The following is a 13,891-nucleotide window of genomic DNA, read 5'->3' as shown; positions in this document are numbered from 1 at the left end:
TATGGCGCAAATTACGTGCCAAAGCGAGGGAAGTCATCTGGGAAATGCGGGATTAGAGATGTTTTATTTGGATGATCAAAACGCGTTCGTTTATTTTGTGATAGTACTATTTCCTTTACTCAATTTGATTCTGTTTGGGTGACAATTTTATGCAACGGCGATTGGTTTTGAATTGTCTGATGATCTGGATGATGCTTCCATTACAGTCATTTGATGCTGATTTCGTTTTGGCAGTGAATTCGGAAACTGTGGAAGCCAAGTTAGAAACCGTGGAACTGTTTCCGCGGATTTTGAGTGTGACTTTTGAGAGTCAGCGTTTGAAGCAGCAAAAACGTTTTGTTGTAGTGGTGCCTGAAAACTGGAAGACGATTAAACCAGCAGACCGTCGGACGCTGGTGATACTGCATGGTCGTGGTCGGCATGAGTTGTCGCTGATTGATGACAAGATCATTCGAAAGCAGTTGCTCGATTCGGGTCTGTTTGTGATTCTTCCGGACGGCGATGATGGCTGGTATATTAATTCACCAGTTCGCAAGGCGGACATTTATGAGACGTATCTGGAAGAAGTGCTATCTGTTGCCTCATCGGCGTATCAATTGCCGACGAAGCGGGAACGATGGGCGATTGCCGGCTGGTCAATGGGGGGCTTTGGTTGTGTGAACTTTGCCGAACGGCATCCGAAACAGTTTATATCCGTCAGTTCGATCATCGGATTACTTGATTTTCCACGCACCGGCTTGCCTGAAGGGCAGACTTACAAAGTTCCCACAGATCGGTTTGGTAAAGATCCCGAGGTTTGGAAAGAGTTTAATCCCCTGCATGGTGCTGTGAAGTTGAAGGGGATGTCGGTGCAGATGATTACCGCCCACCAGGCCTTTGACCGGACGATGAACGAACATTTTCGTGATCGTCTGATCCAGCTTAATATTCCACAAACGTGGATCCTGCTTGAAGGGGGGCACACGTTTGCTGTGGTTCGCGAAGCGATGCCCTATGTGTTGGGGCATACGAAACGGGCTTTGCAGTTTGCGGTAAGCGATTGATTGTTTCTCTGTCAGATTCCTGCTCGCTGCGCTCGGCCCGGATGTGCATCCGGGCCCACCCTCCGTGCTCTTTTTTTGGAGATGGTATACATGTGAGGTTTATGCAGTTCCGGATATTCAGTTAGGGGTGTCTGGCGCTATTGCCTATGATACTTGTTGAATTTACTGGCGGTAATTTTCTGTTGGGCCGGGGATCTGTGGGTGAAATTTGCATAGGAGATTTTGCTCTGCAGGCGGACAGATGGGGCCGCACCCTACATTTGAGATGGAGTCGCGCCGCTACTTTTCAAATGAGGCGGACTGACTTGTTTGCTTTGTGATTTTCTTTTCATTCCTTGTCGGGGAGAGATTATTTGGGTTTCTTTTTTTCTGCGTTTGTGGTGATAACTGCGGCTAGCGCCGAGCCGCTCAGATTCTTGTTGTCGGTGGCTGGTGCTGTGACGCTCCGTTTTTCTTTGTTGAGCACTGCGGATGATTGTTGCGAAGGGCATACAGAGGTCAAGAGGAATTTGGTGTTCGCAAGGTGGTTAAATGCGGACGGACAGTGTTCGGACGGTGGTAAATACGCGTCAAAGCGTCACCAAAACGCGACGATACGTTACGAGACAGCGGGAACCTGTGCGGAATTGACAGGTGAAGATTTTCAAAACACAGAGACTTATATAGTAGTGAGATCTGCAGTGTTCGCTATAAGCAGTGCTCATAAATCGCATCTCGCGCGCGACGCGCATAAACGCATAATGGGATTTTCGATGACCGCGTCAAGAGCAAAAGTGAGCACTTGGATTATGGTTAGAGGGGGGGATGCCTGGCAAAGATGAAGAAAGTTTGCTTTAAGAAATAATAATTACCGGCCTATCTTCTCTCTAAGAAGTTGTGTGAACTTGTTGCGGTCTGGTATGTTACAGGTTACTGATCATTGTTCTGAGTCTTGTTTTCTGGCACAAAAAAATTACTGTCGGACATCACTGTTGGGCCAGCTAGCAGCGGCACCCGATTGGTTGATTTATTTTAGATTGTGTCAGATTTTTACAACGCTATTCCGAATTGAAACTGAAGTGAGATACAACGTGAATTTAAAAACTCTATTTGTTTTGATGATTGTCGTGTTCTGTTTTCTGTCGATTGGGGAAGCGGGGGAAAAGCGGGTAGATAATCTGCTGCAGAATCCGAGATTTGCATTACGTAAGACGTTTGATCTTGCTGAAAAAGGGCGATCTGTTTTGTGCTGGAATACGGATCGCTGGGGCGATGTAAGATCCCTCTCTGCAAGTTCGAACGCTTCGCCGAATTTTAAATCGTCGGGCAATCTGGTGTCGATAGAACCGGGCAAGCGGTTGTGGCAGTTTGCGACTTTGCCGGAACTGGGATTGGTGAAGGGGGATACGGTCAGTCTGGGGGTCAAAGGTTATCAGGGTACTGGTGGTGCATTACAGTCGCGGCTGTGTCTGATGTTGATTGAGAGTGCGGATGGGAGTTGGTCTCCCAAGGAGTTTGGTCTGTCTGACAAACGAACTTTTTTTCGGCATGGTCGTGGGGAATTGATTCGTTCGCCTCAACTGGAAACGTCTTCTCAAAAAGTGGGTGAAGAATTTGTGTTGGAACAGAGTGGGTTGAAGATTGATCCGCGGTTTGAACATCAACGGGAATCGTCCGCTGATTTTCGGAATGTGGTGGGTGTGCTGGTTGAGTTTGCGAATGTGTCTGACAAGCCAGTCTGGATTCATTCGCCAACGTTGGTCAAAGGAAAACAGGTAGTCGCTGATAATGGGTCTTCTCGCGGGCTGCCTGATTTTTATCGGCGGATTCCGCGGACGATGGAGAAATTGTCTAGCGGTAAGCCGCTTTCGATTTTGACTCTGGGTTCGAGTATTGATCGGGGCAGTGCGAATCCGCGGCTCTATTTTTATGAAGAAGATCCTAAGAGTCCAAAGTATAAGGAACCTTTGACTTCGGCCCGTCCCTCCCGTGCGGAAACGCTCAAAACGTTTCTGGCAGATCGAGAAGGTCGGCCTGACTTACAGAATTACGTTGGATGGTCGCAACACTACTTCATGTATACCGGCAGAATGCGACGGGAGTTGCTGCGGAAGTTCAACTACCCGGTCGAAAATATGCTGTTGAATGTGATGGCCTGCGATGGTTCGTCGATTGGGGAATCGCATAGTGGGTTTCGTGAATACGCGGCTTTGGAACTTCCGCCGAGTCCGAATCCGAATGGGCATCCCGAGGGTAAGTCATGGAAAGAATTGTATCCGAAATTATTTCGTGATGGTAAAGCATCGGAGCCGGACCTTGTGATTTTTGGACATGGACATAATGAGCATATTGATCGTCCCGATGAAATCGCCGCTTATGAGGGAGCGATACGTTGGTTTCAACGGCATTATCCGGATGTGGAATTTGTGTCGTGCATGTGGATTCGTGATAAAGGGTCGGCGACATCCATGAGTGAGCCGATGCAAAAGCTGTGTGCGCATTACGGGATTCCATTTCTCGATGTCGGGCAGTTATTGATTGATCTCAATCCTACATGCAATCGTTATGCGATGGCCCCGGATGGCGGGCATCCTGGCGCTGCCAGTCATTATCTGTGGTATAAGCAGTTGGAGCGTGTGTTTGAAATTCCGGAGAATGCGGTGGTGGGTATTCCGCAACAGCATTTGCCCGCGCGGATGAACGACTACAGTTATGGCTGGGAAGGGGATGTTACCCGTTTCCAATCGCCGGACCCACGATTTGCGGACCAGCGGATGATGATCATTGAAGATTGTGCGTTTAATATCTGGTCGGATAATAACAAAGAGATGACGAAGTTGTTGATTGATGGAAAGCCGGCGAAAGATGCCGGTCATGGCAGGCATAGTTGGTCAAAACCGAATCCGCGGAATTCGACGTTCGTGCATGGACGGCTTTCATTAGGTGATCGGCACATCATTGAGATTCCGAACGAGAAAGCGAAGCTGGTTGTCGTTGATAACAAAGTCTGTCCGAATCGTCGTTTTTTTGGTGTCGATGCGAAACAGTGGAAACGCACTGCTGAAGTCAAATCGTTTGCATCCGAGTGGGGTGCTCCCTATGGGGAAAAAGCATTTTTGCTGGCGGCCGGTGAATCGATAGAAATTGAAGTTGAAGGTACGGATCTGTCTATTGCCTGGCTCGACCGCGCCGAAGGCGGCACGCTGGTTACTGAGGTGAATGGCAAGGCTGCCTGGTCACAGCCGACGAATGTGGCGTTTACAGATTCGAAGGGTCGTAAACATTTTATTGAGAACCGGCGTGGTGTTAGAGGGCTATCTTTTTATAAACATCATGTTCGCATACGTGCAAAAGACAAGGATGTATGGGTGCTGGGTTTGTTTGCTTATGATGCGCGTTAGTTAAGTCTTCGTTTGGTGAATAGTACTGCAATCATTTTATGGATTTTCACTACCACGAAAAACACGAAATTCACGAAACGCGTTGAACGTTTCAATATTGCTTCGCTGTTGGAGGGCTGTCTTCCCTCGTTGATGATGAATTGCGAGATTTTTCCATTGATCTTTGTGAGTGAGGGGACGACACTATGTATAGTATTGTATGATTTGTGTTTCGATGTTCAGACATACTATCGCTTTATTTGATTTGAAAGTTTTCGATGTATTACGCTTACTGGGCTTTTCTTTTTCATTCGCGACCGCTTCCAGGGCTGCTGGTATTGGGGATGCTGCTGTGTATTGCCGCGCAAGTGCAAGGGCAGGAGTCGCGGCTGGCTCAGGGGTTGGTGAATCGGAAATTTGATTCCTTCAAAAAAATTCAACCGGGCAAAAAAGATCAACCGGGTTTTGGGTGGAAGGGGGGCTGGGTTCTTTCGAAGCAGCAGCCGGCGTTGTTTGTGGATGCAAAGCAAAAAACGAGTTCGAAAAATAAACAACAGGTTATCGCGCATGAAGCGATGATACAGGGGACTGGAAAACGGAATAATCCTTTGCGGCGTGAGTTAAAGGAAACGTATCAGGGGCAGGAATTGTTTCTCCGTTTTCGGTTCCGCTATGCTGCTGATGAAAAGTTGCGTGATCAGGGTGAGTTTTTTGTGTTCTGGCTGGATCGTTATGAAGGCTCTGATCAGGCGGTGCATGCTTCGCATATTCCCAATATCGGCATTCATATTAATGAAAGCGGTCCTCAGAAGGGGAAGGTTGTGTTTATGGTGCGAATCGGCAGCCATAAGACGGCCTGGAGTTCGGTGGAGCTGGAACGCGATCGGGACTATCAGATTGTCGGTCGATTATCGAAGCCTGAAAACTCATTACGTGCCGGTTTTACGCGGTTCGATTTGTGGGTTGATCCGAAACCCGGTGATCTGGATAAGCCGGTAGCTACGGCAGTGAATCCGCAAAGCGTGAATGCCGTGCGCTGGGTCGGATTTGCGACTGGCTTAAAAACCGAGCGTTCAGATCGGATTTATGTGAGTGATCTGGTTTTGAGTCGTACATGGAATGACGTTCTCGATTTATCGCCTTCACAAATTCCCTCGATGAACCCTCAGGAAAAGACAGCCTGGCACAAGCAGGTTCATTTTCAAAAAGAGATCTTTCCCTTACTTAAGCAACGTTGTTTTTCGTGTCATGCGGGTGCAAATCCGGATTCCGGCTATCGGTTGGATGTGTATGACGAGCTGCGCGGTTTTAGTACCGGTGAAGAGTTAATCGTGCCGGGAGAGAGTCAGCAGAGCAAGCTGATTCAGTTGGTTTCGTCGACAGTGCCAGAAGAACGGATGCCACCGGTTGACTCGGCACCTGCGTTGTCGAAAAAGGAAATCGCGTTGTTACGTGCCTGGATCGATCAGGGTGCCAAATGGGATCATAAGTTACTGCCGACGCCCAAGACGGAGTCGGATCATTGGGCCTTTCAAACGATCAAACGTCCGAAGATTCCGGATAGAAAAGATTCAAAGCGCGTGCGGACGCCCGTGGATGCCTTTATCGAACGTGCTTATCAGAAGCAGGGGATTCAGCCTGCATCAGAAGCACAGAAGTCGACTTTGGTGCGACGTTTGTCTCTGGATCTGATCGGTTTGCCTCCTACGGCTGAGGAAATTGAAAGCTTCGTGAATGACACCAATCCACGTGCTTATGAGAATCTGGTGGAGCGCTTGTTGGGATCGAAACATTATGGCGAACGCTGGGCGCGTTACTGGCTTGATCTGACGCGGTGGGCAGAAAGCCATGGATATCAGCATGATCTGCCGCGACCATATGCTTGGCGCTATCGCGATTATGTGATTGAGAGTTTCAATGAAGATAAGCCTTATGATCGTTTTCTAACTGAGCAGTTGGCGGGTGATGAACTGGAACCGTATTCGGATGAGAGTTTGATTGCGACCGGTTTTTTAGCGTCGGCCCGGATCAGCGGAAACCAGATGGATAAAGCAATGCAGCGGAACGATGTGCTGGTGGATATTGTGAATGTTACCAGTAGCGCGATTCTGGGGCTGACGTTGGAGTGTGCGCAATGTCACAATCATAAATTCGATCCATTGACGCAGCGTGACTACTATCGGCTGCAAGGTTTTTTTGTGAATGGTCAACTGGGGAATTTGTCTTTACAAAGTAAGACGCTGCCGAATCCGACGGATATGAAACAATGGATGCCGAAAGGGACGTTTGATTTTTATCAACGTGAGGCGAAGAAGCTGATTAGTAGAAAACGGTTTCAGCATACGAAAACGCCTCATACCTGGGGTTTTTATTCACCATTAACGGGGCATGCTGAAATTGAGCGTTTACCGGTGGTAAACCGCGATCCGCTGCCTTACTCTGCGGAAGGTTTGAAGCGAACGAAGTCTCAGATCTTAATTCGCGGTGATGTTCACAAGCCGGGGTTGGAGGTGGGCAAAGGCTGGCCTGCGGTATTGGGTGCGTCGTCGAATTCGTCTAAGAATTTGTCTCGGGACGCGTTGGCACGTTGGTTGACGGATCGTAAGAATCCGCTGGTATCGCGGGTGTGGGTGAATCGTTTATGGCAGTATCATTTCGGACGGGGATTGGTTTCGACGCCTAGTGATTTTGGTGTGCAGGGCGAGAAGCCGACGCATCCTGATTTACTGGATTGGTTGGCGGTTGAACTGATGGAGCATGATTGGAGTACGAAGCATATTCACAGGCAGATTGTGCTTTCGGCAACCTATCGCCAATCGCGTGTGGTTCACGAGTCGAATTTGAAACGCGATCCCGAGAATCGTTTGCTGTGGAGTTGGCCTCGTCGCAGGCTGGAAGCGGAAGCGATTCGTGATTCCATTTTATGTGCGACAGGGGAATTAAAACGCGATACAGGTGGGCCGAGTGTGCCTCAGGAGCGGGAAGAGGAAAATTTGCGTCGTACGATTTATCTGTTTCAGCGCCGGAGTGAAATGCCCTCAGTGATGACGATGTTTGATGCGCCGGATAGCATTGCCAGTTGTTCGCGGAGGCAGGTTTCGACGGTGGCACTGCAACCACTGTTTATGTTGAACAGTCAATTCATGGATCGCCGGGCTCAGGTGCTGGCGAAAAAGATTGTGGAGAGTGCGGGGGATGATCAAAGTATACAGGTCGAACAGGCGTTTCAGAGAGTCCTGGGACGCGCACCAAACCCGGATGAGCTGTCGCGGTCTCTGTCTTTTTATCAGAGAGATGGATCTGTTACTGAGCAGAATCGTCGCTTGTCGATGTTGTGTCATGCGTTACTTAATTTGAACGAGTTTATTTATATCCCTTAGTTTCGAAGGTTCCGATGATACCGGATCAAAGAAAAATGAATCTGTTTCCTCATGCGATTTCCCGGCAAAATATGAGTCGACGCGAGATGCTGGATCAAAGTGTGCTTGGCTTTGGTGCGGTGGGATTGATGTCACTTCTGGCTGATGAAGGTTTGTTGTGCGCGGAAGATAGCGGTCATAAAAGTGCCGGGACGAATCATTTTCCTGCGACGGCGAAGAATGTTATCTTTCTGTTTATGTCGGGGGCTCCCAGTCAGGTTGATACATTTGATCCGAAACCGTTGCTGACGAAACTCGAAGGAAAAGGGGTGCCTGAAAGTATTGCCGCCCGGGTGCCTAACATTCCGCGGGCTGGTTTGAATTCCAAACTGATGGCTTCTCCTTTTGCATTCAAAAAATATGGTGAGAGTGGCATTCCGGTTTCGAATCTCTTTCCCAAGACGGCTGAAATGATCGATGACATTTGCGTGCTACGATCTGTGAATCATCGTGTGCCCGTGCATGGACCTGGTGAATGTATTGCGTTGACTGGTTCTGCGATTGGTGATCGTCCCAGTCTGGGGGCCTGGATGACATACGGTCTGGGAAGTGAAAGCCGCGATCTGCCGGGCTTTATTTCGATGCTCTCGAACAGTACGGGACCTGCGCCTCAAACGCCGGGCTGGGGCGCCGGTTTTTTACCATCGCGGGTTCAAGGAACGCTCGTGGATGGCAAGCGAGGGATTCCCTATACACAGATGCCCGCCGGTTATTCGAATCAGAATCGTCGCCAGCAACTGGATTTTATCAACTGGATGAATCAGGAACATTTATCTCAACTTGGTCAGGATTCGGAATTGGAAGCGCGGATAGCTTCTTATGAACTGGGTTTTCGTATGCAGACCTCGGCTCCGGAAGTTTTTGATTTGCAGAGTGAGAGCGGGAGGACGGCGAAGCTGTATGGTCTGGATGATAAGTCAACTGCGGAATTCGGGAGGCACTGTTTGATATCGCGACGATTAGTTGAGCGTGGAGTGCGTGTAGTGCAATTGCGAAATGGTGGCTGGGACGCGCATGGTGCGATCAAGGCGAATCATACAAAACGTGCGCGGGCTACTGATGTACCTGTAGCCGGTCTGCTCAAGGATTTGAAACAACGTGGATTACTGGATGAAACTCTGGTGATCTGGGGCGGCGAATTTGGACGCACTCCGACGACCGAGGGTTCTGCGAAAGGTGATCGGCGTGGTCGTGATCATTTACCGACGACGTATTGCATGTGGATGGCTGGCGGTGGAGTGAAGGGGGGGCAGATTATCGGTCGTACAGATGATTTGGGTTACACGCCGGTCGAACGTCCGATATCTCCTGCGGATCTGCATGCGACTTTATTGCACGCGCTGGGTATCGATCAGCATAAGTTGTATTACCTGCATAATAACCGGAAAGAAATCGCCACGGTATTAGGTGGTGAAGTGATTCGTGAGGTGTTTTGAGTTTAGTTGGAATGATGTGTGGGAGAGCTTGAGACGCGCACTGTCGGGCCAGCCGACAGTGGCACCCGGTGCGGCGACAGTGTCCCCCGTTTTGTTGGCTTGAATTCGGTTTAGAGATCGAATTTGATCCCTTGCGCGAGTGGCAATTCGGTTGAGTAGTTAATGGTGTTTGTGGTGCGGCGCATGTAGGCTTTCCAGGAATCGGATCCTGATTCGCGTCCGCCGCCGGTTTCTTTTTCGCCGCCGAACGCGCCACCGATTTCTGCACCACTGGGACCGACATTCACATTCGCGATACCGCAATCGGAACCCACGGGCGAGTAAAAGAGTTCTGCTTCACGGACATCATTGGTCATGATGGCGGAAGATAGTCCTTGTGGAACCTGGTTATGCATTTCGATGGCTTCTTCGAGAGTGCGGTAGCGCATGACATAGAGAATAGGGGCGAAGGTTTCCTGTTGTACGATGTCGGTCTGGCTTTCCATTTCGACGATCGCGGGATGCACGTAGCAGCCTTTTGCTGTATCTTCTTCGACAAGTTGATGTCCGAAATGGACAATGCCTCCTTGTTTTTTTGCAGTTTTTAATGCCTGTTGCATGGCATCAAGGGCCGCCTGATCGACTAGAGGGCCGACCAGTGTTCCCTCTGTGAGTGGATTGCCTATGGGCAAACGCTGGTAGGCATTTTTGAGCGACGTTATTAATTGGTCTGCGATGTTTTCGTGTACGATTAGACGACGTAGCGTGGTGCAACGTTGTCCGCATGTGCCGACGGCTGAGAAGAGGGCGGAGCGAACGGTCATTTCCAAATCTGCCGATTCGGTGACGATCATGGCGTTGTTGCCGCCGAGTTCTAATAGACTTCGACCAAGTCGACTGGCGACCGTTTGGGCGACGGCGCGACCCATTGGAACGGAACCCGTTGCTGAGATCAGTGGGATTTCATGATGTTCAGACAATGCTTTGCCGATGTTAGCGCGACCGATTAGCAGGTTTGAAATACCATCGGGGGCTTCGGGAAAATTCTGCGCGACATCGTTGACGATTTGCTGACAGGCGATGGCGCAGAGCGGTGTTTTTTCAGAAGGTTTCCAGATGACGGAATCTCCACATACAAAAGCGAGCATCGCGTTCCAGGCCCAGACAGCAACGGGGAAATTAAATGCGCTGATAATTCCGACCGGTCCCAAGGGGTGCCATTGTTCCATGAGCCGGTGTCCCGGTCTTTCGCTGGCGATGGTAGAGCCGTATAGCTGCCGACTTAAGCCAACGGCGAAATCGCAGATGTCGATCATCTCCTGAACTTCGCCCAATGCTTCCTGTGTAATTTTGCCTGCTTCCCAACTGACGATCGTCGCCAGATCTGTTTTGTATTTGCGTAGTGCTTCGCCGAGTAAGCGTACGAATTCACCGCGCCTGGGTGCGGGGACTTGTCGCCATTTCAGAAATGCATTTTTTGCTGTATCGACGGCTAAGCCTACATCGCCGAGTGTGGCTTCCTGCAGGGTGACCAGCGTTTCTCCGTCGATGGGAGAGGTTCCCTTCAAGAGTTCTCCGGCACCGCTTTGCCAGTTTGTTCCAATGGCGACAGCCGCGGGCTGACCGGGCACATTGATGCGTTGTAATACTTCATGTATGGGATGCGTCATGGTTAGCGCTCACTTGATGAATGTCGATGGTGCGGAAAGTAATTTCTCTGTTTCGAAATAACTTCCAAATCGGTTGTTGATAAACATGTCAAACGGGACCTCTTCCTGTCGGATCAATCCTGTACCGCTTAACTGATTTTGTTGAACCAGGTCAACGACGGCACAAATTCCCGCTCCTGTAGTTAATTGAATCGCACTCCATTGTTCACCGTTAATTTCCTGGGCATACAGTTTTCGCAGGTCACTCTTTTCAACAAACTGTCCGTTTCGATTTCCTCTGACGGTGCAAAATACAATCACGACATCCTGGAATGTTACAGGAATGGCATTTTCCATTACATCTTTCAGGAGTTCGCGCCGATCTGCGAGTCTGAGGTCCTGCAGGAGAAATTTCATTAACATGTGATGGCCGGGGTAACGAATGGTTTTGTAATTCAGTTCTCGCACGTGGCCATTCATGGTTTCGCACAATGTTCCGAGTCCGCCTGATGTATTGAAGGCTTCGTAGACATTTCCATCCAGCGTGAACTGTTCGAGCCCTTCCAAGGGGTGCTGGTTTTTTATTTTATGTGCATGGATTTCTTCGCATGGATTGCAATACTCATTGATCAATCCGTCTGTTGACCAGGTCAAGTTGTAAGAGAGTGCATTGGTTGGATGTTGTGGCAGGGCTCCTACGCGCATGCGAACGGTATCGATTTCGTCGAACCATTCCATGACGTGTTTTGTAATAATAGTGACGAATCCGGGGGCGAGTCCACATTGGGGGACAAAAACCTGTCCGGGAACGGCATCGTCGGCAATTTCTTTGACGGCGGCTGTAGTTTGCCGGTCTTCGGTGAGGTCGAAATAATTGATGCCTGCTTCCTGCGCGGCCCGGGCGACTCCCGGGTTTTCTCTAAAACTCAGAGCCGAGATCACGGCGGTACAGTCTTGCATGAGGTGAAGTAATTCCGGATGCGAGTCTGCATTGAGAGTGTGGATTTCCGCGGACGGAATCCGTTTTTGTATTCTTTCTAATGCAGCGGGAACTCGGTCTGCAATTCGCAGATGATAATCGCCGGTACTTTGAAGCATCGAGGCGATCATTCGTCCGATTTTTCCCGCACCAATTAATAAGATGGTTTGAGACATATCAGGTCCTCTGAAGTGGAATTCAAGATGTGAGATTTAAGAATAGAAAGACCTCTACTAACATTATATACGCAGGAATTGTCTTTTCTGATTGAGTTCTTGTTTTCGCAGAAAAATTCGTAGTACAAATAGGAATACTGCTTGACTCTTAGCTGAATATGGGAAGAATTAAGAAACAAGGAGATAAGGCATGACCAGTGAACAGCTTGCGACATTTGATTGGAAACAATATCCGGAAACTGCAGATTTCCTGAATGAGCGAATTGGCGAATATTTTTTACAATCGTCAATTCTCAGGAAGTTTTCAGAAGATTTGCATTCGCAGACGGGAACCCGGTTGATTGACTGGATTGATCATCTGGAATTGCACGGGTCGGCTGAGTTGGAAGCAAGATTACTCGGTTTGGGCTACGAGAAGTCCGCTGATTCGAAACACTCATTGTTTCAGCATCCCTCTGCCCAGTTTCCTGCAATTCTATTAAGTTCAGAAAAAATTGAACGACTTTTTCTGATCGTGGATTCGGTAGTTGAATTTTTAGCCGTTCATCAAAGTGCGTTATCGACGCGGATTGATGGGGACATCGGTTTTGCTGTTCGACAGCAATTGGTATTTCAGGAAAATGATGTCGCCTTGCATGTTATCGAACGACATGGTGCTCGCATTGATGCCACGACAGAATTGCGACAGCCTGATTTGCAAATGCTGTTATATCATACTGAAGCCTTTCGTTTACGTCCGCGTGATTTTTCTGATGAAGCAGCGGGATTTGCAAATGCGGAAACTCTGATTAAATCTGCGATTGCGGATTTGGGCGTGGATCGTACGTGTGATCTGTTTTTTGTTGCAGAGCGTGCCTATTGGCAACAGCGGAATTCTGTTGCCCGCATTCAAAAAGCCCGTCAGGATTCAATGGGTCTGGGCTGGTCGAATCATGACCACCATACGTATCGCTCCAGTCGTCAACATTTCTGGCGATTGATCTCAGTCTTCGAACTGCTGGGCTTTGATCTGCGCGAACGTTTTTACGCCGGCAAGGAAGCGGGTTGGGGCGCTCAAGTGTTGGAACATCCAGTAACGGGGGTTGTGATCTTTGCGGACGTCGATTTGTCACCCGAAGAAGTTTCACAGGATTTTGCGCATGAACCTCTGGCCGATCTTTCTGAACTGGGAACCGTGGGGCTTTGGTGCCGTCTGCATGGTGAGGCGTTTTTGCAGGCGGGCATGCATCATCTGGAATGTCTGTTTGACTTTACGGCGGCTCGGGATCAGCTGGCGGAAGAGAATTCCGTGAAGACGATGAAGCCGTTTACGGATTTACCACATCTTAAGCAGGCGTTTACCGCGGGGGAGATCTGGCCTGTGAAGGAAAGTCGGATTCAATCATTGCTGGATGATGGATTGATCACGGCCGAGGAAGCAAATAAATTCCGGGTGCAGGGGGCCATTGGTTCTCATCTGGAAATTTTACAACGTGAAGACGGATTCAAAGGTTTCAATCAAACCGGTATCAATGACATTATTCTGGAAACGAATCCGTTGAAAATTCATCAGCCGTGACTTTGTTGATTGGAATTCTTACTACCACGAAATTCACGAAAGGCACGAATTAAATTGATGTGTCATACCGATTTTGCACCGGGTGGCCAGCTCAAAGCATAATTTGTAGGGGAGGACCCGTGTGTCCTCCCGCTGCTATATAACATTTTCCATTTTTAAAACGAAACACAACCGTATCGTCCATTCGAGATAAATGCACAACGATTGATCTACGACCGCGGGCGAACACATGGGTTCGCCCCTAGTGCGCCTGCAAGCGCATCGAATCAGCGAGGTGAAAGTCCTTGCCGAGG

Annotated in this window: 7 protein-coding genes; 5 read left to right on the top strand and 2 right to left on the bottom strand. The window is 49.1% G+C overall.

Annotated features, from left to right (window positions below; all coding sequences use genetic code 11):
• The first annotated feature begins 149 nt into the window (after positions 1 to 149).
• The 4 genes from Q0668_RS16610 to Q0668_RS16595 all read left to right on the top strand — a co-directional run bounded on the left by Q0668_RS16610 (position 150) and on the right by Q0668_RS16595 (position 9,257).
• A complete protein-coding gene (locus tag Q0668_RS16610; RefSeq protein ID WP_298866651.1) occupies positions 150 to 1,043 on the top strand; it encodes an alpha/beta hydrolase-fold protein in 894 nt (297 codons plus the stop codon).
• A gap of 1,070 nt (positions 1,044 to 2,113) precedes the next feature.
• Positions 2,114 to 4,423, top strand: a complete 2,310-nt coding sequence (locus Q0668_RS16605) for an SGNH/GDSL hydrolase family protein (RefSeq protein ID WP_298866649.1) — start codon at positions 2,114 to 2,116, stop codon at positions 4,421 to 4,423.
• A 257-nt stretch (positions 4,424 to 4,680) separates the two neighbouring features.
• Positions 4,681 to 7,782, top strand: coding sequence for a PSD1 and planctomycete cytochrome C domain-containing protein (locus tag Q0668_RS16600; protein ID WP_298866647.1), 3,102 nt, complete (start codon positions 4,681 to 4,683; stop codon positions 7,780 to 7,782).
• A 35-nt stretch (positions 7,783 to 7,817) separates the two neighbouring features.
• Entirely contained in the window at positions 7,818 to 9,257 is a 1,440-nt protein-coding gene (locus tag Q0668_RS16595) for a DUF1501 domain-containing protein (protein ID WP_298866645.1), read from the top strand.
• A 110-nt stretch (positions 9,258 to 9,367) separates the two neighbouring features.
• On the opposite strand, the gene Q0668_RS16590 is transcribed toward Q0668_RS16595, so the two are convergent.
• Both Q0668_RS16590 and Q0668_RS16585 read right to left on the bottom strand, forming a co-directional pair.
• Positions 9,368 to 10,906, bottom strand: a complete 1,539-nt coding sequence (locus Q0668_RS16590) for an aldehyde dehydrogenase family protein (protein WP_298866644.1) — start codon at positions 10,904 to 10,906, stop codon at positions 9,368 to 9,370.
• Positions 10,907 to 10,915: 9 nt separating this feature from the next.
• Positions 10,916 to 12,040: a saccharopine dehydrogenase C-terminal domain-containing protein gene (locus tag Q0668_RS16585; protein ID WP_298866643.1), complete on the bottom strand. Its 1,125-nt coding sequence runs from the start codon at positions 12,038 to 12,040 to the stop codon at positions 10,916 to 10,918.
• Between the two features lie 190 nt (positions 12,041 to 12,230).
• Here Q0668_RS16585 and Q0668_RS16580 point away from each other — a divergent pair, with 190 nt between their 5' ends.
• Entirely contained in the window at positions 12,231 to 13,598 is a 1,368-nt protein-coding gene (locus Q0668_RS16580) for a hypothetical protein (protein WP_298866641.1), read from the top strand.
• Positions 13,599 to 13,891: the final 293 nt, after the last annotated feature.

This window comes from uncultured Gimesia sp. (assembly GCF_937910335.1).
Lineage (GTDB): Bacteria > Planctomycetota > Planctomycetia > Planctomycetales > Planctomycetaceae > Gimesia.
This window is presented reverse-complemented; position numbering and strand designations above follow the sequence as displayed.